Below are 21,642 nucleotides of genomic sequence, written 5' to 3'. Positions count from 1 at the left end.
AATATCGGTTCCCGGTGGGCTTCCTTGAGCCGCGCGGGGGAGGAGGTCTCAGCGGCCCGGCTTCGGGACCCCGCCGGGCGCCCGAGGGCCGATCGGCTCCACCCCCGGGCCCCGGCCCCAGGCGTAGCCGGCCTCGCGGCGGTCGGGCGACGCGCCCATCTCGCGCAGCATCTGGCCCAGGTCGAAGAGCACCGGCGCCACCGGCTGGCGGGCGAAGTAGTCGCGCATCGGCCGGCGCCGGGCGAGCGTCTCCTCGCGCGGGGGGAGCGTGCGCAGGGGCACCGACACGCAGCCGAGCGCCGCGTAGGACGCCGCCAGCTTCGGGGGCAGGAACGCGAAGACGTGCGTGATCCGGTGCTCGACCATCACCTCGAACACCGCCTTCAGCATGCCCAGCATCGGCGCGCGCGTGCCTCCGCGATGGCCGTCCCGGATCGCGAGCCGCCCGTACTCGCCGAGCCGATCGCGCGCCACCTCCGGCGGCTCGAAGTCGAAGAAGCGCTCGGTCGGGAAGCCGAGCTCGGAGGGCAGCACGAAGCGGGTCGTGCCGACCGGGGCGCCGCCCGCGTCGCGCACGAGGATCTGGACCGAGACGGCGTCGTAGGCGTCCTGGAACTCTCCGGAGGGGAACTCCTCGGCGCGGATGAAGCCCTCCTCCGCGTACACCTCGTGGCGGAGCTGGTAGACCGCCCGGCGCTCGCCGTCCGTCTCCGCGCGCGCGAAGCGATAGCCGCCGAACTCGAAGCAGGGGCCGACACGCTGGTCGATCAGGCGGGCGAGCGGATTCGGCATCAGGCTCCTTCCTCGGCCGAGCCGGCCGCGACCCACCCGGGCGCGTCGCCGGCCTCGAGAGCGTGGAACACGAGCTCCCCGCCTGGCGCCGGCGGGGCCTGCGCGAGCTCGGGGTCGACCCACTCGAGCGCCGGCCGGCCGCCCGGGCGCTCGCGCAGCAGGGCGGCGGCGAGCAGGCGGCCGGCGCCCACCACGACCGGCCGCGCCCTCGGGTCCTCCGCGCCGCCGGCCGCGCAGAGCTGGCTCGGCGCCACGACGGTGTCGCCGATCAGGCAGAAGACCATGGTGAGCGCCGTGAAGAAGCCGAGCTCGCGCACGGAGCGGAAGTCCGAGAGCAGCAGCATGCTGAAGCCGGCGATGATCAGGATCCCGGTCACCACGATCGGGCGGCCGACCGTCAGCAGGGCGTGGGCCACGGCTGCGTGGCGCGAGCCGCAGCGCCGCTCGGCCGAGCGGGTCTCCGCCATGGTGTGGATGGTGCTGTCCACGGCGATCCCGAGGCAGGTGGCGGAGATGATCGCGGTGGCGTCGCCGAGCGGGATCCCGAGCAGTGCCATGACCGCCAGGTTCAGCAGCAGCGGGAGCCCGTTGGGCAGCAGCAGGTGGAGGCCGGCTCCGAGCGAGCGGAAGCTCGCGGCCACCATCACGAGGATCAGCGCCAGGGCCCAGGCGAAGCCCCGCACCTGCTCCTGCACGACCACGTCGGCGGCGCGCGAGAGCAGGATCTCCGTGCTGACGACCGCGTCCGGGCCGGTCTCCGCGGCCAGGTGGCGCTCGGCCAGCTCCTCGAGGCGCGCACGCAGGACCGCGCTCGCCGTGCTCGACGGCACCGTCGCCGCGAGCACGATGCGGGCGCGCCCGGCGTCGGGGTCGACGAGCTCGTCGAGCTCACCGGGATCGCCCGAGGCTCCGTACAGGAAGAGGTACTGTGCGACCGCCTCGCGCGAGTCCGGGATCCGCAGCGCCTCGTCGGCGCCGCCCTCCATCTCGCGGTTCATGAGCGCCACGTAGTCCGCGATCGAGACGCTCTCGTCGATCTCCGGCAGCGCCTCGGCGTCGCGCTGGAAGGCCTGGATCCGGCGCAGCACCTCGGGCTCGTAGAAGTGTTCGCGCGGCCCCGAGAGGTACACCCCTTCGACGACGTCGCCGGAGAGCTGGGCGCGGTAGAACTCCGAGGAGCGCCGGAAGCGCGAGTCCTCGGGGAAGCGGTTGGGGCCGCTCGAGTCCACCCGGAGCAGCGGGAGCGTGAGCGCGGCGAGCCCGGCGACCCCGATCGCCGCGGCGAGCACGGCGCGTGCGTGGCGCACGGCGAGCCGCGCCAGCCCGAGCAGCACGCGGCCGAGCCGGGGGTCCGGCCCGAGCAGGCTCTGCGCGGGCCGCGTCGCCCACAGCGCGAAGACGGCGGGCAGCACGAACAGGCCGATGGCCATCACGGCCACGATCCCCAGCACCAGCGCCCAGCCGAAGCCGTTCACGACCGGCACCTGGGAGAGGGTGAGCGAGGCGTAGCCCACGAGCGTCGTGAGGCCCGCTCCGACCATCCCGAAGCGCACGTGGCGGAGCGCGTGCGTGGCCGCTTCGGCGGGCCCGGCGCCGCTCGCCGCGTGGCGCTGCGCCGCGGCCGCCACGTGCAGCACGTAGGCGGTGCCGACGGCGAGCAGGATCGTCGGCGCCGCGTTCGAGAGCGCCGTGAGCGGGATCCCCGCCCAGCCCATCGCCCCGAGCATCCACGCGACCGCCAGCAGGACCCCGCCCAGGCTCGCGAGCGCGCTGACCCAGCAGCGCATCGCCACCACCAGCAGCAGCGCCATCACGGCGATCGTCGCCGGCAGGAGGAGCTGCAGGTCCCGGGTGATCGTGTGCGCGATCTCGCTCTTCATGAACAGGTGGCCGGCCAGGTGATAGGGGCGCGCGCCGAGCTCCTGGCGCAGGAGGGTGTCGATCGCGGCCAGGGCGGCGTTGCGCTCGGGCTCGCTGCTCGCGTAGTCGAAGCGCACCTGGAGCGCAGCGGTGCGGCCGTCGCGGGAGACCAGCCAGCCCGGGAGCAGGGGGTTGCGCGCCACGCGGGCGCGGATCGCCTCGATCTCCTCGGGGAGCAGGGCCGCCGGGTCGCCCTCCGGCACCAGGGGCGCGATGTCGAGGGCATCCCCGTCGCCCGCCACGTCGTCCACGGTGGCGAGCGACTCGACCTCCTCGACCGTCCGCACCGACTCGATCGCCAGGGCCAGCCGCCGTTGCAGCGCCAGCGCCTGCGGGGCGAGCGCGTCCTCGAAGGGCAGGGCGATCGAGAGGATCTCGTCGCTTCCGAACACCTCCTTGTGACGCTCGTGCGCGGCGTGCAGCGGGTCCCCCTGCACGGCCATCGCCTCCAGCGAGGAGTCGATCTGGAGCCGGCCGAGGCCCGCGAGCAGGACGGCGGTCGCCGCCCCGGCCAGCGCGAGCGCGAGGCGCGGGCGCCGCACCGGCAGCTCGCTCCACCCGAGCCAGTCCGGCTTCATGTCCGCGCTCTCATGCCCAGGCGGGCCGGCTCGACCCCGGCGGCTCGGCCACGAACAGCCGGTGGAGGATCTGGACCCCGAGGACGAGCACCAGGACCCACTCGTGCTGGACCCGGAGCAGGTGGCCGTCCGGCACCCGCAGGATGTCGCGGCGCAGGCGGGCCACGACCTCCGGGTCGAAGAGCCCGGCGTCGCGGAGCGCGCGTGCGCCCAGCACGTCCTCGACGTACTCGGGCGCGCCCTCCGAGAAGAACCAGCTCTTCAAGGGCGTGTAGAAGGGGCGCTTCTGGCGGCTCGCGATCTCCGCCGGGAGCAGGTCGCCGACGGCCTGGCGCAGGAGCGCCTTCTCGGTGAAGCCCCGCATCTTGAGCGCCGGCGCGAGGGGAACCAGGTACTCGACCAGCTCGTGGTCGAGGAACGGAACGCGCGCCTCGACGCCGTTCGCCATCGAGGCGCGGTCGCCGATCGCGAGCATCCACGAGGGCAGGCGGCTCTCGAGCTCGAGGGCCAGGACCGCGTCGAAGGGGTGCAGCTCGCCGACACCGTCCGGGAGCAGGTCGAGGAAGCCCTCGGGCGGCTCGTCGGCCGGGCGGACGCGGCGTCCATCCGGGGCGAGCAGGCGCTGGCGGTCGAGGTCGAGGGTGGTCCACATGTCGAACCAGGCCGGGTACACGCCGCCGAAGCGCCGCTCCACTTCGCGCGAGCGTGCCTGGTTCGCCAGCATCATGTCGACGGTGCCCTCGGGCAGGCCGTGCCAGGAGTAGAGCCGCCGGTACACGGCGGGCCGCAGCGCGCGCAGGAGCGGCCGGTCGAAGATCCGGCGCATCTTGTCGGCGCGGAAGCAGTCGTAGCCCCCGAGCAGCTCGTCGGCGCCTTCGCCCGTCAGCACCACCTTGAAGCCCGCGCTGCGCGCGCGCGCCGAGAGCTGCGCGAGCGGCAGCACCAGCGGGAACTGGAGCGGCAGCTCCATGTGCCAGAGCGCCTCGGGGTAGTGGTCGGCGGTGCTGCGGTCGCAGACGACCGTGTGGTTCGGCGCGCCGAGGGCGGCCGTCATCCGGGCTGCGAAGCTGCTCTCGTCGTGCTCGGGCGACGAGAAGCCGATCGAGAAGGTGGTGGGCGGATCGCCCGTCACCTCGGTCACCAGCGCGGACAGCGCGGAGGAGTCGAGCCCGCCCGACAGGTAGGTCGCGACCGGCACGTCGGACTGCAGGTGCTCGTAGACCTTGCGGCGCAGCAGCTCGCGCAGCTCGGCCTGCGCGTCGCGGCGGGTGACCCGGCGGTGCTCGCCGCGCGGGACGAAGGGCGCGCGCCAGTAGCGGTGCGGGGTGCCCGGGGGGCGGCCCGGGCGCGCCTCCAGCCAGTGCGCCGGGCGGAGCTCGCGCACGTGCCGGAAGAGGGTGCGCGGCGGGCACGGGTAGGAGAGCGAGAGCACGTCGTCGAGCGCGTCGCGGTCGATCTCGCGGGGCACCAGGCCCGAGGCCAGCAGCGCCTTGATCTCGGAGCCGAAGACCAGGAAGTCCGGCGTCTCGGCCACGTAGAGCGGCTTGATGCCGAGCCGGTCGCGGGCCAGCAGCAGGCGCCGCTCGCGCGCGTCCCAGAGCGCCAGCGCGAACATGCCCCGCAGGTGCCGGAGCAGGTCCGCGCCCCACTCCTCGTAGGCGTGGGGGAGGACGGCCGAGTCGCTCTCGCTCCGCAGCCGGTGGCCCTTCGCCGCGAGCTCGCGGCGCAGCTCGTGGTGGTTGTAGAGCTCTCCGTTGTAGACACACGCGAGCGCGTCGCCGCAGCCCCACACCGGCTGGTGACCGCCCTTCACGTCGATGATCGACAGCCGCGCCACCCCGACCTGCAGGTCGGGGCCGAGGAGCTCGCCCGCCTCGTCGGGACCGCGGTGCGCGATCGTCGCGAGCATGCGGCGTACCGTGGAAGGAGGGGGAAGCGGGCGCTGTCCCAGGCGCAGGATCCCCGCGAAGCCACACATGGAGTGAAGGTTCCTCCCATCGGCCGCCAGGGGTCGTCGGCGAGGGGGTGCGATCGCGCGGGCATTACGCCACGGATGGTCGAAGGGTGCAACTGCTTTCGACTATGCTCGCCGCCCGAGAGGAGGCTTCGTGCCGCACCGCCTGCCCGCTGCACTCGCCCTGGCGCTCGCGAGCGTCGTCGCCTTCGCCGCCGCCGCCGGGCCTCCGGCCGGGCTGGAGCTGGCCCAGCGCGTCAACGCCCGCTCCGAGGGCGTGGCCCAGCGCCGCGAGGTCCGGATGGAGCTGATCGACGCCAAGGGGCGCACGCGCAGCCGGGTGGCAACCATCTTCCGCAAGTACTTCGGGGACGACAAGAAGACCACCGTGTTCTTCGTCGAGCCCGCGGTCATCGCCGGCACCGCGTTCCTCACCTACGACTACGCCGACGGCGGCCGCGACGACGACGTCTGGCTCTACCTGCCCGCCCATCGCAAGGTGCGCCGGATCGCCGCCAGCGACCGCGGCGCCTCCTTCTTCGGGACCGACCTCAGCTACGAGGACGTGAAGAAGGAGACCAAGCTCGCGATCGAGGACTACCGCTGGGCCACGATCGGCGAGGACAGCGTGGACGGCCATCGCTGCTACCAGCTGGAGGCGGTCCCCGTGGACGAGGGCACCGCCCGCGAGCTCGGCTACGGCCGCGTGGTGTCGTGCATCGACGCCGAGCTCTGGATCTCGCGGCGCGCCGACTACTGGGACCGCAAGGGCCAGCACCTGAAGACCGTCCACCACACCGAGCTGGCCCCGGTGGAGGGCATCTGGACGGCGCTGCGCACGGAGGTGGCGAACCACCGCACCGGGCACCGCACCGTGCTCAGCTTCTCGAAGATCCGCTACGAGGACGGGGTGGACGACGCGGTCTTCGAGCCCGGCAACCTGGGCCGCGGCGCTCCCTGATCCGCCTCGCTCCCGCGCACCGGGAGCTCGACCGCGAAGCAGGCGCCGCGCCCGGGCTCGCTCGTGACCCGGATCTCGCCGCCGTGGCGGGTGACGATGCCGTAGGAGATCGCGAGCCCGAGCCCGGTGCCGCGGCCGACCTCCTTGGTCGTGAAGAAGGGCTCGAAGATGCGGCCGAGATCCGCCTCGGCGATCCCGCGGCCGTCGTCCTCGACCTCGACCACCACCCGCTCGTCCCCCAGCGCGCGCGTGCGCAGCACGATCCGGCCGCGCTCGCCGATCGCGTCGGCGGCGTTCGCGAGCAGGTTCACGAAGACCTGGCTGATCTGGCCCTCCAGGCACTCGACCGGCGGGATCGGCTGGTAGTCGCGCACGATCTCGATCGCGCCGAGCCGGCTGCGCAGCAGGTTCAGCGCCGCGTCGAGCGCGCCGGCCAGGTCGACCTGCGAGCTACGCCCGCTGTCGGTGCGCGAGAAGCTGCGCAGGTCCTTCACGATCGCGCTCGCGCGCGAGACGCCCTCTTCGCAGCCGGCCAGGAGTGCGGGCAGGTCGCCGATCACGAACGGGAGGTCGTGGGCCTCGCGGAGCTCGGCCACGCGCGGCCCGAGCGCGCCGGCCTCGTCGGCGACCAGCTTCTCGTAGGCCTCGATCGCCGCCGTCAGCGCGTGCGCGTGTTCGCGCAGGTGGAAGAGGTTGCCCTCGATGAAGTTGAGCGGGTTGTTGATCTCGTGGGCGACGCCGGCCACGAGCTGGCCGAGCGAGGCCATCTTCTCCTGGTGGAGCATCTGGCGCTGCGCCTCGCGCAGGGCGTCGAGCGCGTGGGCCAGCTCGGCGGTGCGCTCCTCGACCTTGACCTCGAGGGTGGCGTTGAGCTCGCGGACCTCGGCGAGCGCCAGCGCGTTCTCGACCGCCAGCGCGCCCTGGTTGGCGAGCGTCGCGAGCAGGCGGCGGTCCTCGCCGCTGTAGAGCCGGCCCGAGAGACGGCGCCCGAGCGAGAGCAGGGCGACCGCCCGCCCCTCGACCACGAAGGGCACCGCGAGCCCGCCGTCGGGTCGCTCCACCACCCCCGCCGCACCGGCGCCGGCCAGGAGGGCGCGCGCGGCGGGGAGCTCGGGCGCGTCGTGGGCGCGGGTCTGGAAGTCGATCGACTCGGGCGCCAGCGCCTCCTCGGCCACGCGCTTGGTCTCGGCGCGCACGACGGCGAGGTCGGTCGCCGAGGCGAGCCGGCGGCTCGCCTCCTCGACGAGACGCCGGAAGTCGTAGGCCGCGCGGAACAGCACGCGGTCGACCGCCGACTGGATGCGGTCGCGCAGCGGCAGGAGCCCCGCCACCGCGAACGCCGAGAAGAGCAGCGCGGTCGTCCAGCGCGTGGCGCCGAGGCCGTCGCGCAGCCATCCCTCGAGCGCCGCCATCATCCCCGCGTAGGCGAGCGCGACGAGGCCGGTCAGGATCGCGTAGGCGACCGAGCGGCGCAGGATCGAGTCCACCTGGAGCAGGTCGCGACCCAGGACGGCGTAGGCCACCGAGATCGGGAAGAAGAGACCGCTCCAGGTCATCAGGTTCTCGGACGACGCGCCGGCGCCGAGCGCCGCGCCGAGCGCGAGTGCCACCTGCGGTGCCAGCGCCGCCAGCGAGCCGAGCGCCACCACCTTGACCCGCTGGCGCGCGGCGAAGCTCGGCGGGCGCAGGAACGCCTCGAGCTGGGAGCCGATGAGGACCACGAGCGACACGCCGAAGGCGCCGATCGCGGCGCGGTGGAGGGCGACGTAGCCGGAGGGGTTCGCCAGGACGAGCTGGGCCCCGCCCGCGAACAGCGCCGCGCTGCCGTGGAGCGCGGCGAAGAGCAGGCGCCGGTGGCGGCGCCACAGCGGGCGCGGGTAGGGGAGCACCAGCGCCATGTGCAGGACGCCCGCGAAGAGCATCGCCTCGAGCGCCACGTGGAGGCGGAACAGCCGCCAGGGGCCGTAGAGATCGCAGGCGGTGAGCGCGTACATGCCCACGACCCAGAGCGCGATCGCGCTGCCGGTGGCCGCCTCGTCGCGGCCCAGGATGCGGATCGCGAGCGCGAGGCCGGTGAGCGCCACGCCACAGAACAGGAAGGTCCCGAAGAGCAGCAGGTAGTCGACGCCGCCGAAGCGGCGCGTCTCGATCCTTCGCTCGATCTCGGCCCCACCGAGCCGCAGCCGCCAGACGACCGCGCTCCCGGGCGGCAGGGCCTCGACCCGGTCGCGCAGCGCGGGCGCGCTCGCGACCGGCACGCCGTCCATGGCGACCACCTCGTGCTGGTAGATCTCGCCCCCGGCGACGCCCGGCCACGAGGCGAGCCCGGCCGACGCCACCACGCGGTTGCCGAGCACCAGGAAGCCCGGGAAGGGCCGGCCGATCCAGCCGCTCGACTCGTAGGCGACGAGCGCGGTGACGGCCGCCGCCAGGAGCGCGGCGGCGAGCAGCAGCGGATCGCGGAAGCGGGCCATCCCCGGCTCGTTTCGGCGGGCCCCGGCCCGTCCTCAAGCCGTCCTCGAGCCGTTCTCGAGCGAGCTGGGGACGGGCTCCGGACGCCGCGCCGGAGCGCGGGCACCTCAGCGCTTCCGGAAGCTCCCCGACAGGACCTTCTTGCGCAGCCGGATCGACTTCGGGGTGATCTCGAGCAGCTCGTCCTCGGCGATCCAGCCGAGCGCGGTCTCGATCGTGAGCTGGCGCGGCGGGACGAGGACGATGTTCTCGTCCTTCCCGGCCGCGCGGATGTTGGTGAGCTTCTTGGCGCGCCCGACGTGCACGTTCATGTCGCCCGGGCGGCGGCTCTCGCCGACGATCATGCCCTCGTAGCAGGCGGCGCCGGGGCCGACGAAGAGGTCGGCCCGCTCCTGGATCTTCCAGAGCGCGTAGGCGGTGGTGTCACCGGCCTCGGTGGCGACGATCGCGCCGTTCTGGCGGGTCGGCAGGTCGCCGCTCCAGGGCTCGTAGCCGCGCACGGTGCGGTGCAGGATGCCCTCGCCGCGCGTGTCGGAGAGGAACTCGCTGCGGTAGCCGAACAGGCCCCGGCTGGGTGCCACGAAGGTGAGCACGCTGGTGCCGCTGCGCTGCTCCATCGCGGTGAGCCGCGCGCGCCGCTGCGAGAGCTTCTCCATGACCGCGCCCGAGCTGCCCTCGGGCACCTCCGCCACCACGTCCTCCACCGGCTCGCTGCGCACCCCGTCGACGTCGGCGGTGATGATCTCGGGGCGCGAGACCGAGAACTCGTAGCCCTCGCGGCGCATGGTCTCGATCAGGACGCCGATCTGCATCTCGCCGCGCCCGGCGACCTCGAAGACCTCCGGGCTCTCGGTCGGCTCGACCCGGATCGAGACGTTGCCGAGCGCCTCGCGCCGCAGCCGCTCGCCGATCTGCCGCGAGGTCACGTAGCGGCCCTCGCGGCCCGCGAGCGGCGAGTTGTTCACCGAGAAGCGCACCCGCACGGTGGGCGGGTCCACGGTGACGCGCGGGAGCGCCTCGAGCGCCGCCGGGTCGCAGACGGTGTCGCCGATGTCGATCGACTCGACGCCGGCGATCACCACGAGGTCGCCGGCTGCCGCCTCCTCGATCTCGACGCGCTCGAGGCCGAGCGAGCCGAAGAGCTTGGTGACGCGGAACGAGTCCCGCGCGCCGTGCGCGCCGAGCCGGGTCACGGTCGTGCCCCGGCGCAGCCGGCCGCGGGCCACGCGGCCGATCACGAGCCGGCCCAGGAACTCGTCGTAGGCGAGCGTCATGGCCTGGAACTGGAGCGGCCCGTCGAGATCCACCTCGGGCGCCGGCGCGTGCTCGAGGATCGCCTCGAGCAGCGGGCGCAGGTCCTTGCGCGGCGCGTCGGGCGCCAGGGCCGCGCCGCCCTCCTTCGCCGACGCATACACGACCGGGAAGTCGAGCTGGCGGTCGTTCGCGCCGAGCTCGACGAGCAGGTCGAAGACCTCGTCGAGCACCTCGTCGGCGCGCTGCTCGGGGCGGTCGATCTTGTTCACCACGAGCAGCGGGCGCAGCCCGTGCTGGAGCGCCTTGCGCAGCACGAAACGGGTCTGCGGCATCACGCCCTCGACCGCGTCGACCAGCAGCAGCACCGCGTCGACCATCCCGAGCACGCGCTCCACCTCGCCGCCGAAGTCGGCGTGGCCGGGCGTGTCGACGAGGTGGATGTGGACGCCCTCGAAGCGGACCGCGGTGTTCTTGGCGTGGATCGTGATCCCGCGCTCCCGCTCCTGGTCGTTCGAGTCCATCACCCGCTCGACCGCGGCCTGCTTGGGCGGGAGCGCCCCGGTCTGGCGCAGCAGGCCGTCGAGCAGGGTCGTCTTGCCGTGATCGACGTGGGCGATGATCGCCAGGTTGCGGACGTCCTTGCGGGGAGCCCTCCGGGTCATCGCCGCGGAGCCCTCTCGGTCGTGTGCGGAGCGCTCTGGATCATGTGCGGAGGCCTCTGGGTCGTCGCTGCGGAGCTGTCCGGGTCGTCGCCGCGGAGCCCTCTGGGTCATCGGGAGCCTTCCTGCGGGCGCGCAGGCTAGCCGTTCCGACGCGCTCCTGCCCGGCCCCGAGTGCCCTACCACCGCGTGCGTACGGCCTCGCGAGGCGCCCGATCCGCCGCGACCTCGTCGCTCGATCGGGGCGGAACCTCCCGGACGGCGCCGGGCACCGGAGCTACCCGCCGGCCATGCGCGCCTGCGCGTCCGCGATCACGCCCCGCACCTGCTCGGTCAGCTCCTTCGCGGACATCCCCTCGAAGCGCTCGGGCGGGATCGGCTCGAGCACCGTGACCGTGATCGGGTGTCGGCCCTGGAGCACGTAGCCCCGCTTCGGGAGCGCGTTCGAGGTGCCGGCCAGCACGATCGGCAGGATCGGGCGGCAGGTCTTCAGCGCGAGCTCGAAGGCGCCGGGCTTGAAGGCCTTCAGCTCGCCGGTCAGCGAGCGGGTGCCTTCCGGGAACATCAGGATCGGGTTTCCCTCGGCCAGCGTCTTCTCGCAGGCCGCCATCATCTGGACCACGCTCGCCCGGTCGCCGCGCCGGAGCGGGATGTAGCGGTTGAGCCGCATGTTCCAGCCGATGAAGGGGATCCGGAAGTTCTCGATCTTCGACACCCACTTGAAGTGCCGGAACAGCCGGAAGAGCACCAGGATGTCGAGCAGCGAGAGGTGGTTCGCCACCATCACGTAGGTCTCGCCGGCGCGGATCCGCTCGCGCCCGTGGACCGTGACCGGCCAGAGCGGGTTCACCCAGGTGTAGAGCGAGGCCCAGAAGCAGGTGAAGCGGTGCAGGGCGACGAGGCGGCGGTCGAAGGGTGCCGTCAGGGCCCAGAGCGCGACGGCGGCCGGGAACAGCGCGACCGAGCTCACGACGAGGAAGGCCCAGAACAGGGTCGAGTAGAGGCGGCGCAGCAGCATGCGCGCGCAGTGTACCGCGGGCGCTGCGCTCCTCAGTGAGGCCGCGAGAGCGTCTTCCAGACCTCGTGCCAGGCCCACTCGGCCATCCGGGCCGCGCCGGCCGGCGTCTCCCCGAGGCCGACGATCAGGCGGCTCTTCGTCCCCGGCGTCGCCGGGGTACGCACCAGCGCGGCCCAGCGCGGGCTTCCGTCCGCGCGCGCCGGCTGGCGGACGAGGGCGCCGCCCACCGAGCGCACCCAGCGCCTGGCTTCGTCGGCCGTCATCGCGGGCGGCGCACTCGCGCCGGCGCTCGAGTCGGAACGATCGCTCGCCATGCCGGTGGGTGGGGAGGAGGCCCGGCGCGGTGTCAGGAGGGCCGGCTCAGGGGGCGGCCGGCTCCGTCCAGCCGAGCGCCGCCACGATCGCGTGGAAGACGTAGCTCTGCTCCTGGACCCCGCGGAACAGCTCGGCCCCGGGCCCGCCGGCGTAGATCGGGACGTCCTCGCCGCCGTGGGTCTCGTTGCGGGCCGGGACGGTGGCCTCCTGGAGGTAGTCGGGATCGGCGGTGTCGACCCCGGTCAGGTCGGGCCGGCCGCGGGTGATGCCGCGGTAGCCGGTCGGCAGGTGCGGGAAGCGCTTCGGCCCCTCGGGCTGCTCCGGGCTCGTGCCGGTGTAGCCCGGGCCGTTCGCGTAGGAGAGCGTCGTGAAGGGGCGTCCCACCGCGTCGCGCAGGTAGCGCGTCGCCGCCTCGCCGTGCTCGTCGAGCGAGACCACCTTGCCCAGGATGTCGTTGCCCCGGTGCGGGTAGCCCGCGATCGTGAGCACGTGGCTGTGGTCGGCGGTCACGACCACGAGCGTGTCGCGCGGATCGGTCGCCGCGAGTGCGGCGCGCACCGCGTTCGACAGCTCGATCGTGTCGGTGAGGGCGCGGTAGGCGTTGCCGAGGTGGTGGGCCTGGTCGATGCGCCCGCCCTCCACCAACAGCACGAAGCCGCGCGGGTTGCGGCGCAGGAGCTCGATCGCCTTCACGGTCATCTCGGTGAGCGAGGGCTCGCCGCCGACGTCGCGGGCGCGGTCGGCCTCGAAGGCGAGGTGCGAGGACTCGAAGAGGCCCAGGACGGGCCCGACGCGCGCGGGATCGACCGCGCGGAGCTGGTCGCGGTTCCAGACGAAGACGCCGTCCGGGTGGCGGGCCTGCCAGGCCGCGATCAGGTCGCGCCCGTCGCCGCGCGCGCCGCGCAGCTCGGGCCGCTCGGGGTCGAGCTGGGTACGGCGCAGGAACTGCGCGCGGCCGCCACCGAACGCGACGTCGAGGCCGTCGCCCAGCGAGAACGCCGCGAGCTGGCGGGCGAGATCGGGAAAGCCGGCCTCGCGCGCCTCGAGCGGGAGCGTGGTGTCGTCCTCCCAGTCGCGGTGGGGCACGTGCCCGTAGGCGGCGGCCGGGGTTGCGTGCGTGATGCGCGTGGTGGTGACCACGCCCGTCGCGAGCCCGCGCGCCTCGGCCTCCTCGAAGAGCGTGGGGCGGCGGCTCGCGGCGACGCTGCGCCAGTCGCCAGGCACGACCCGCTCGTCGACGCCGATCGCGTAGGCCTTGGTCTTGACGCCGGTGGTCATCGCGGTGGCCGTGCACGCCGAGTCCGCGACCTGGAGGTTCGTGCAGTAGGTCTTGGCCAGCGCCAGGTAGGGAAGCTCCTCGAAGGCGAGCCGGTTCTCCTCGCCGCCCTCGCCGCGCCGCTGGCCCTCGAGGATCCGCGCCGCCGTGATGGTCGGGATCCCCATGCCGTCGCCGATGAAGAGGATCACGTTGCGCGCCTTCCCGCCGGGCGGCACCTGGGTGCGCGCGCGCGCGACGGCCGCCTGGCCGCGCGCCGTCCAGTCGTCGACGGGTGCGGGTGCCGGTACGGGACGGGCACAGGCCGCGAGCGCGAGAACGGCGCCAGCCACGACGACGACACGGACGACGACGAGACGGACGCACACGCCGATCGGCTCCTCCGCGGGGCGGGGCGGCACAGCATACCGCGCCGCGCGATCGGCTCGGGTGATCCCGTGGAGCGATCTCCGCGCTCGCGCACCGCCGGCGGCCTGCTGGTGCTCGTCGCCTCGGCGCGCCGGATCGGCGGGGCGGAATCGACGCACTTTTGCGTCGTCATCGCACGCGGGTCGTGGCGGGCCTTCGCTCGTTGCCGCGCCCCGGGGCGGGCCGGGGCCGCCCGCGCGGTCGGCTTCCCGACCGCGGCCGCCGCCGCGGGTGGGTCTCGCTCGTCCCGGCGGGGGCCGTTGCTCTCGCGGCCGCCTGGCCTCGCCTGGACCCCGTTGGCGCTGCGCGCGCTCGCGACCGGGCTCCTCGCGGTCCACGAGGGGCTCGCGTGCGGGGCGGGCGGAGCGCCGGAACGAGCCCGCGGAATCGCGGTTCTCAAGGACTCGGCCTGCACTTCCGATCGACTCCTGCGAGGCCGCAGGCAGAGGAAGAGCATCGATGGGCGTGAAGGGCAGTGCGATCGAGTCGGTCGTCGCGGACGTGAAGCGGCTCGTCGGGCAGGGCCGGATCCCTCCCGAGGCGCTCGAGGCCCGGCTGCCCGGCTCGGACCTCCAGCTCCTCGAGAGCAAGATCGTCGCGGCCCTCTGGTATCCCTACGGCTCCTACGGGCGGCTCATGGAGCTGCTCTTCGAGGTCGAGGGCCGGCGCAGCACCGAGTACCTGGTCGAGCGCGGCCGGCTCGCGGCCGAGCGGGTGCGCGCGAGCGGGCTCTACGCCCAGCTCAAGGGGAACTGGGCGAACTGGGGCGACCGCGTCGGCACGATCCTGGCGACCCTGGGGCCTGCGATGTACCGGGACACCCAGTGGCGCTGCGAGATCACGAGCGTCGCCGAGCGCGCGGTCGTGTTCCGGCTCGAGGTCGACTGCCCGCCCGAGTTCCCGGACATCTGCCGCTGGCCCACCCAGGGCTTCATCGGCTACGTCGCAAGCCTCTACGCCGGCGACCACAAGGTGCGCATGACGAGCGAGCGCGTGTCGCCCGAGCGCATGGTCTTCATCGGCGACACCCGCTGAGGCGCCGCGCGCGCCCGAGCGGCTCCGGCGGAACGGGGCGGGCCGGCGATCGGCGGCTACAATCGCCGCCCGCAGCGCCCCCCGAACCCCCATCCGCGCGGAGGACCCCATGCCCCTCGATCCCAAGGCCGTCGGCCTGGAAGGCACCCCCACCGAGCGCTCCTGGAGCTTCCGGGACGCCATCCTCTACGCCCTCGGCGTCGGCTGTGGGGTCGAGGAGCTCCAGTTCACGACCGAGAAGAACCAGCTCGTGCTCCCCACCTACGCGGTGATCGTCGGGATGGGCGGGATCCCCTTCGACAAGATCGGCACCTTCAACTTCGCGATGCTGGTGCACGGCGAGCAGGCCATCGAGGTGTTCGGCGCGATCCCGCCGAACGGCAAGGTGCGCACCACCGGCAAGGTCGCCTCGATCTACGACAAGGGGAAGGCGGGGCTCGTCACCTTCGAGTGCGAGTCGAAGGACGCCGAGACCGGCGAGCTGCGCTTTCGCAACCGCATGACGGCCTTCATCCGTGGCGCCGGCGGCTTCGGCGGCGACCCCGGCCCGAAGGCGGAGCCCTTCGCGGTGCCGGCGCGCAAGCCGGACCACGAGGTCAGCTACCAGACCCGGCCGGACCAGGCCCTGATCTACCGGCTCTCGGGCGACATGAACCCGCTGCACTCGGATCCGGAGCTCGCGAAGTCGGTGGGCTTCCCGAAGCCGATCCTGCACGGGCTGTGCACCTACGGCTTCACGGGCCGGGCGCTGCTCGAGGCGCTGTGCAAGAACGACCCGGCGCGCTTCCGCTCGATGGAGGGGCGCTTCTCGAAGCCGGTCTTCCCCGGCGAGGCGGTGACGGTGCGGATCTGGGTCGACGGCCAGAGCGCGGTCTTCCAGACCGTGAACCCCTCCGGCGACGTCGTCCTCGACCAGGGCCGCTTCGGCTTCGCAGGCTAGGCAAACCGGGGGGCGCGGCTTGCCGGACCTGCGTCCCTGACGGGATGCGAGCTGCGCAAGACCACGTCCCCTTCCCGGCGATGGACCATCCCCAGCAACGGACGATCGCGCGGGAGGTCGCGCGGCGGCGCACCTTCGCGATCATCTCGCACCCGGACGCCGGCAAGACCACGCTCACCGAGAAGCTCCTGCTCTACGGTGGCGCGGTGCGCGAGGCCGGCGCGGTACGCGCGCAGAAGGCCGCCCGCCACGCCACCAGCGACTGGCTCGAGCTCGAGAAGCAACGCGGGATCTCGGTGTCGTCGTCGGTGCTGCACTTCGAGCATCACGGCTTCCGCGTGAACCTGCTCGACACGCCCGGCCACCGCGACTTCAGCGAGGACACCTACCGCACGCTGGTGGCCGCCGACTCCGCGGTGATGCTGATCGACGCCGCCAAGGGCGTCGAGGCCCAGACGCGCAAGCTCTTCGAGGTGTGCCGGCTGCGCCGGATCCCGATCTTCACCTTCGTCAACAAGATGGACCGCGACGGGCGCGAGCCGCTCGCGCTGATCGGCGAGATCGAGGAGGTGCTCGGGATCGACGCGGTGCCGCTCTGCTGGCCGATCGGCGCGGGCCGCGACTTCCGTGGCGTGTACGACCGGCAGGCACGGGCGGCGCTGCTCTTCTCGGGCGGCCACCACGGGACCCTCCAGGTGGACGAGCGGCGCGTGGCCGGCGAGCCCGAGACGCCGGCCCTGCGCGAGGCGCTCGGCCCCTTCGCGGGCACCGTCGCCGACGCCCTCGCGCTGCTCGACGGCGCCGGTGCCGCCTTCGACCGCGCCGCCGTCGCGGCGGGCCGCCAGACCCCTGTCTTCTTCGGCAGCGCGCTCACCAACTACGGCGTGCTGCCCTTCCTCGACCGCTTCCTCGAGCTGGCGCCGCCGCCCGGCCCGCGCACCTCGACGCGCGGCCGGATCGACCCGGTGGCGCACCCCTTCAGCGGCTTCGTGTTCAAGATCCAGGCGAACATGGATCCCGACCACCGCGACCGGGTGGCGTTCGTGCGGATCTGCTCGGGCCGCTTCGAGCGCGGCGCGACGACCGTGCACGCGCGCACCGGCAAGCCCGTGCGCCTCACCCGCTCGACGCTCGTGATGGCGCAGGAGCGCGAGCAGGTGGACGAGGCCTTCCCCGGCGACGTCGTCGGGCTCTTCGACCCGGGCAGCTTCCGGATCGGCGACACCCTCTGCGACGAGGGCGACTTCTCGTACGACGGGATCCCGAGCTTCTCGCCCGAGCACTTCGCGCGCGTCGAGGTCGCCGAGGTGATGAAGCGCAAGGCGCTCGCGAAGGGGCTCGAGCAGCTCGCGCAGGAGGGCGTGGTCCAGCTCTTCGCCGAGCCCGGCTCGGGCAGCTCGGCGCCGATCCTGGGTGCCGTCGGGCCGCTCCAGTTCGAGGTGCTCCAACACCGGCTCGCGACGGAGTACCGGGTGGCGCTCCAGCTGACGCCGCTCCCCTGGACCCTCGCGCGCTGGCCGCGCGCAGGCTTCGACCCGGAGGCCTTCCGCTTCTCGGACTCGGTGCGGGTGGTGGAGGACCGTGACGGCAGCCCGGTGCTGCTCTTCCGCTCGCCCTGGAACCTCCAGGTCACGCGTGACAAGTACCCCGCGCTGGTGCTCGCGGAGACGGGGGACGGCACCCGACGCCCCGGCGCGGAGGGCTGAACGCCCGCCCGGTGACGTCCGGCGGATCCGCCGAGGCGCGCTCGCTACGGCCGTCTTCGCGGCTTCCTGGCGGGCCCGAGCCGCAGGCCCGAGCGCGCCGGAGGGTCGCTCGCGATCATCGATTCGGCCGACGCCTCGTCGACCGGGTCCGGGAAGGCGGCCGGCTCCCGCTCCTCCTCGGCGGGCGTCCCGCGCGTCGGCCGTGTCGGGTGGCGCTGCTCTCTGGTCCTCGGCGTCTGCATGATCTCCTCCCTGCGCCCCGGGGATGCACGGGGCGTACCACGCACGGCGGAGGCGTTGCGGCGCGCGGGGCGCAAGAGGCTCGGAAGGATGTAGAAAGCTCGGACCGGGAGCCGGCTGCACCAGGTACGGGCCCGATCTATGTTGCGTGCTCCCCCCCCGGAGGTCGAGCACATGAAGATCGGGATCGGCAGCCTCCTCGTCGGCAACCCCGAGACCACGCTCGACGCCCTCGTCGGCGAGGTGCGGCAGGCCGAGAGCGACGGCTTCGCGTTCTTCTCGCTGCCCAACATCTTCGGGTTCGACGCGATCTCGGTCCTGACCCTCGCCGGGCGCGAGACGCGCCGCATCGAGCTCGCGACCGGTGTCACGCCCACCCCTCCGCGCCATCCCTTCGCGATCGCGCAGCAGGCGCTGACGGCGCAGGCGGCCTGTGGCGGGCGCTTCGTGCTCGGCATCGGGCTCTCGCACAAGGTCGTGATCGAGAACATGCTCGGGCTCTCCTACGCCCACCCCGCCCGGCAGATGCGCGAGTACCTCGAGGTCCTGATGCCGCTCGTACAGGGCAAGCCGGCCGCGTTCTCGGGCGAGCTCTACCGGGTCCAGGGCGCGCTCCAGGTGAAGGGCGGCGCACCGGTGCCGGTCGTGGTCGCCGCGCTCGGCCCGAAGCTGCTCGCGCTCGCCGGCCGGCTCGCCGACGGCACCGCCACCTGGATGACGGGCCTGCGTACCCTGGCCGATCACACCGTGCCGACGATCCGCCGTGCCGCCCGCGACGCGGGGCGGGGCGAGCCGCGCATCGTCGCCGCGCTCCCGATCGCGATCACGGGCGACCCGGCCGGGGCGCGTGCGGCCGCGAGCCAGGTGTTCGCGATCTACGGGCAGCTTCCGAGCTATCGCGCGATGCTGGACCGCGAGGGCGCCGCGAGCCCCGGCGACGTGGCCCTGGTCGGCGACGAGGCGGCCGTGCGCGCGGGCCTCGCCCGGCTGCGCGAGGCCGGGGTCACGCACTTCGCAGCCAGCCTCTTCCCTGCCGACGGCGGCGCCGTCGCGCGCACCCGCGCCTTCCTGCGCGCCGAGCTTCCCTCGTAGCAGGAGCGAGGGGCGCGGCGGGGAGCCGGGGGACGGGCAACCCCGCCGCGCAGGGCCCGGAGGCGGGGACCCCGGGCGCTCGCCCCGGCGCCGGCGCGCGCTGTCGCTGCACGCGGGCAGCGCCGGGGTCGACCCGATCCCTTTGCAGCGCCCATGCCAGGTGTCACGACACTCGGGGATCCCGGTGGCACGATTGCTGCTCGGGAACCCCGCGGACGTCCGGTCCGGCCGGAGCCCCGGAAGGACGCGCGCGAAAGGGCCGGACGGTCGGGCGGATCGCAGAGACGCTGAAAACTCTACAATCCGCCTCATCGGCGAGGAAAGGAAATGAGCCCCGAGAGCCAGCTGGCGGTGGCCGCCCTCGTCTCCATCCTGCTCTTCGCCTCGGGGGCGGTCTCGAGCCGGCTGTGGATGCACCGCCGGAGCGGCCGCGCCGGCGGAGCCGGCCGCGGCATCGACGTCGCCGGGGACGCGGACGACCTGGCGGCCCTGCGCCGCGAGGTGGACGCCGTCCGCAGCGAGCTCGACGAGATCCACTCCTCGGTCTCCCACGACCTGCGCTCGCCGATCGGCGCCGCCCTGAACTTCCTCACGGTGTTCGAGGAGGACCACGGCGCCCGGCTCGACGCCGACGGGCGGGCGATCCTCGCGCGCGTCCGCCGCAGCGCGAACGCCGCCCTGACCCTGCTCGACGGCCTGGCGCGTCTTGCGCGGGTCGGGCGCCGGCCGCTCGAGAGGCAGCTCGTGGACGTGGACGCCCTGGTGCGCGCCTCGTTCGCGGCGGCCCTGCCCGCCGGGCGCGCCGTCGAGCTCCTGGTGGCGGGCCCGCTTCCGCCGGTGGTCGCCGACCCCATCCTGCTGCAGACCGCCTTCGAGGAGCTGCTCGCGAACGCGCTCCAGTTCACCCGGAGCCGCGAGAAGGCGCGCATCACGGTCGGGGCGCGGACCAGCCAGGACGGCGTCGAGTACTGGGTGGCCGACGACGGGATCGGCTTCGACCCGCGCTTTGCGAGCAAGCTCTTCCACGTCTTCGAGCGCCTGCACCCGCGCGAGGAGTTCGCCGGAGCCGGCGCCGGGCTCGCCGTGGTGCGGCGTGTCGCGGAGCGCCACGGCGGGCGCGTGTGCGCCGAGGCCGAGCTCGAGCGCGGCGCGACGATCCGGCTCTTGCTCCCTGCGCCCGCCACGGGGGCCGGGCCGTGAGCCGCCCGCTGCTGCTGCTGGTCGACGACGACGCCGACGACGTGACGATCGCGCTGCGCGCGATCGGCCGCGCCGGCCTGCCCGTCGAGGTGGAGACCTGCAGCAACGGCCGCGAGGCGCTCGAAGCGCTGCACCTGTCGGAGGGCGGCGGCGAGCCGCTGCGACCCCAGGTGATCTTCCTCGACCTTCGCATGCCACAGGTCGACGGCTTCGAGGTGCTGCGCCGCCTGCGCGACGCACCGCGCACGCGCGGCATCCCGGTGGTGGTGATCTCGTCCTCGCAGCAGCCGGAGGACGTGCGGCGCAGCTACGAGCTCGGGGCCAACAGCTACCTCGTGAAGCGCATCGACCCGCGCGCGCCGGGGGCCTGGCTCGCCGAGGCGGCGCGCTACTGGATGCTGCTCAACCAGCACCCGGAGTGAGGGACGGGCCATGGACGCGATCAAGGCACTGCTCGTCGACGACGAGCCGGACTTCCGCGAGAGCCTGGCGCTGCTCGTGAAGCGCGAGGGCTTCGCCGTCGAGGAGGCGGACTCCCTCGCGGGCGCGCGGGCGCGGCTCGCCGAAGGGCCGGTGGACGTGGTCCTGATCGACCTCGGCCTGCCGGACGGCGACGGGCTCGAGCTGGTGCGCGACGAGGAGTACGCCGGCGCGGCCTTCGTGGTGATCACGGGGCACGCGAGCGTCGACTCGGCGGTGAGCGCGCTGCGCGAGGGCGCGGCCGACTACCTGAGCAAGCCGGTCGACCGCGCGCGCCTCGCGAGCGTGCTCGCCCACGTCGCGCGCCAGCGCGCCCTGCACGCCGAGGTGTCGACCCTGCGCGGGGAGCTGCGCGCGATGGGCCGCTTCGGGGCGCTGATCGGCCGCTCGGCGCCGATGCAGCAGGTCTACGACCTGATCGCGCGGGTGGCGCCGACCCAGGCGAGCGTGTTCGTGACCGGCGAGAGCGGCACCGGCAAGGAGCTGGTGGCCGAGACCGTGCACGCGATGAGCAAGCGGCGCGACGGCCCCTTCGTGGCCGTGAACTGCGGCGCCATCTCCCCGACCCTGATCGAGAGCGAGCTCTTCGGCCACGAGCGCGGCAGCTTCACCGGCGCCGACCGCCGGCGCCGCGGCTACTTCGAGCAGGCCGGCGGCGGCACCCTGCTGCTCGACGAGATCACCGAGATGCCGATCGAGCTGCAGGTGAAGCTGCTGCGCGTGCTCGAGAGCGGCGGCCTCACGCGGGTCGGCTCCAGCGAGGTGCTGCCGGTCGACGTACGCGTGATCGCCGCCTCCAACCGCGACCCGCAGAAGGCGGTGCAGGAGGGGATCCTGCGCGAGGACCTCCTGTACCGGCTGTGCGTGTTCCCGATCCACCTGCCGCGGCTGCGCGAGCGCGGCGACGACATCGAGGTGCTCGCCCAGCACTTCCTCGCGCTGGTGAACCGCAAGGAGGGGTCGGCCAAGCGCTGGGACGACGCCGCGCTCGCCCGGCTGCGCGAGTACGAGTGGCCGGGCAACGTGCGCGAGCTGCGCAACGCGGTGGAGCGGGCGGCGATCCTGGCCGACTCGTCGATCCGGCCGGAGGACCTGCCGCCCGGACCGCGGGCGGGCTACGGCGCGGCGGCGGCGAGGCCGGCGCCGTCGGAGGGGGACGGTACGGTCCTGCGCATCGAGGTCGGCGAGCCCATCGCCGCGGCCGAGCGCCGGCTCATCCTCGCCACGCTCGAGCAGCTCCACGGCGACAAGAAGCGCGCCGCCGAGCTGCTCGGGATCAGCCTGAAGACGCTCTACAACCGGCTCGCGGTGTACGCGGCGGCGCAGTCCGGCAAGCCCTGAG

At 73.9% G+C, this 21,642-nt stretch carries 16 protein-coding genes; 8 read left to right on the top strand and 8 right to left on the bottom strand.

The features are described from left to right. Positions 1 to 48: 48 nt before the first annotated feature. Genes OZ948_07270 through asnB form a run of 3 tightly spaced genes read right to left on the bottom strand, consistent with a single transcriptional unit; the run spans position 49 to position 5,268 of the window. A complete protein-coding gene (locus tag OZ948_07270) occupies positions 49 to 792 on the bottom strand; it encodes a GNAT family N-acetyltransferase (GenBank protein ID MEB2344521.1) in 744 nt (247 codons plus the stop codon). Next, positions 792 to 3,290, bottom strand: coding sequence for an MMPL family transporter (locus tag OZ948_07265; protein MEB2344520.1), 2,499 nt, complete (start codon positions 3,288 to 3,290; stop codon positions 792 to 794). Before OZ948_07265 ends, OZ948_07270 begins: the two co-directional genes overlap by 1 nt. A gap of 10 nt (positions 3,291 to 3,300) precedes the next feature. Further along, a complete protein-coding gene (gene asnB, locus OZ948_07260; GenBank protein ID MEB2344519.1) occupies positions 3,301 to 5,268 on the bottom strand; it encodes an asparagine synthase (glutamine-hydrolyzing) in 1,968 nt (655 codons plus the stop codon). A gap of 130 nt (positions 5,269 to 5,398) precedes the next feature. Between asnB and OZ948_07255 the strand changes: the two genes are divergently transcribed. Beyond that, a complete protein-coding gene (locus tag OZ948_07255) occupies positions 5,399 to 6,205 on the top strand; it encodes an outer membrane lipoprotein-sorting protein (protein MEB2344518.1) in 807 nt (268 codons plus the stop codon). Here OZ948_07255 and OZ948_07250 read toward each other — a convergent pair. From OZ948_07250 to OZ948_07230, 5 genes are all read right to left on the bottom strand, one after another. Further along, complete coding sequence (locus tag OZ948_07250; protein MEB2344517.1) at positions 6,142 to 8,679, bottom strand: ATP-binding protein; 2,538 nt, start codon at positions 8,677 to 8,679, stop codon at positions 6,142 to 6,144. The genes OZ948_07255 and OZ948_07250 overlap by 64 nt on opposite strands. A 105-nt stretch (positions 8,680 to 8,784) precedes the next feature. Beyond that, positions 8,785 to 10,593 (bottom strand): translational GTPase TypA, encoded by a 1,809-nt coding sequence (gene typA / locus OZ948_07245; protein MEB2344516.1) that lies wholly within the window; start codon positions 10,591 to 10,593, stop codon positions 8,785 to 8,787. A gap of 274 nt (positions 10,594 to 10,867) precedes the next feature. Continuing rightward, positions 10,868 to 11,608, bottom strand: coding sequence for a lysophospholipid acyltransferase family protein (locus tag OZ948_07240; GenBank protein MEB2344515.1), 741 nt, complete (start codon positions 11,606 to 11,608; stop codon positions 10,868 to 10,870). 32 nt (positions 11,609 to 11,640) lie between these two features. Then, a complete protein-coding gene (locus tag OZ948_07235) occupies positions 11,641 to 11,871 on the bottom strand; it encodes a hypothetical protein (protein MEB2344514.1) in 231 nt (76 codons plus the stop codon). A 97-nt stretch (positions 11,872 to 11,968) separates the two neighbouring features. Beyond that, complete coding sequence (locus OZ948_07230; protein ID MEB2344513.1) at positions 11,969 to 13,567, bottom strand: alkaline phosphatase; 1,599 nt, start codon at positions 13,565 to 13,567, stop codon at positions 11,969 to 11,971. Between the two features lie 505 nt (positions 13,568 to 14,072). Between OZ948_07230 and OZ948_07225 the strand changes: the two genes are divergently transcribed. From OZ948_07225 to OZ948_07195, 7 genes are all read left to right on the top strand, one after another. After that, positions 14,073 to 14,642 carry a hypothetical protein gene (locus OZ948_07225; protein MEB2344512.1) on the top strand — a complete coding sequence of 190 codons (570 nt, stop codon included), beginning with the start codon at positions 14,073 to 14,075 and terminating at the stop codon, positions 14,640 to 14,642. Between the two features lie 109 nt (positions 14,643 to 14,751). Continuing rightward, positions 14,752 to 15,582 carry a MaoC/PaaZ C-terminal domain-containing protein gene (locus OZ948_07220; protein ID MEB2344511.1) on the top strand — a complete coding sequence of 277 codons (831 nt, stop codon included), beginning with the start codon at positions 14,752 to 14,754 and terminating at the stop codon, positions 15,580 to 15,582. An 80-nt stretch (positions 15,583 to 15,662) separates the two neighbouring features. Then, positions 15,663 to 17,288, top strand: a complete 1,626-nt coding sequence (locus OZ948_07215) for a peptide chain release factor 3 (protein MEB2344510.1) — start codon at positions 15,663 to 15,665, stop codon at positions 17,286 to 17,288. Between the two features lie 414 nt (positions 17,289 to 17,702). Beyond that, a complete protein-coding gene (locus OZ948_07210) occupies positions 17,703 to 18,620 on the top strand; it encodes a TIGR03564 family F420-dependent LLM class oxidoreductase (GenBank protein ID MEB2344509.1) in 918 nt (305 codons plus the stop codon). 327 nt (positions 18,621 to 18,947) lie between these two features. Continuing rightward, the gene (locus tag OZ948_07205) at positions 18,948 to 19,820 is read left to right on the top strand and encodes an ATP-binding protein (GenBank protein ID MEB2344508.1); all 873 of its coding nucleotides are present in this window, start codon (positions 18,948 to 18,950) and stop codon (positions 19,818 to 19,820) included. Next, complete coding sequence (locus OZ948_07200; protein ID MEB2344507.1) at positions 19,817 to 20,242, top strand: response regulator; 426 nt, start codon at positions 19,817 to 19,819, stop codon at positions 20,240 to 20,242. The genes OZ948_07205 and OZ948_07200 overlap by 4 nt, the downstream gene beginning before the upstream one ends. A gap of 10 nt (positions 20,243 to 20,252) precedes the next feature. Then, on the top strand, positions 20,253 to 21,641 hold the full coding sequence (locus OZ948_07195; GenBank protein MEB2344506.1) for a sigma-54 dependent transcriptional regulator: 1,389 nt from the start codon (positions 20,253 to 20,255) through the stop codon (positions 21,639 to 21,641). Position 21,642: the final 1 nt, after the last annotated feature.

Source organism: Deltaproteobacteria bacterium, from assembly GCA_035063765.1.
Taxonomy (GTDB): domain Bacteria; phylum Myxococcota_A; class UBA9160; order UBA9160; family PR03; genus CAADGG01.
The sequence above is the reverse complement of the archived record's forward strand: the minus strand, read 5'-3'. Positions and strand labels throughout refer to the sequence as shown.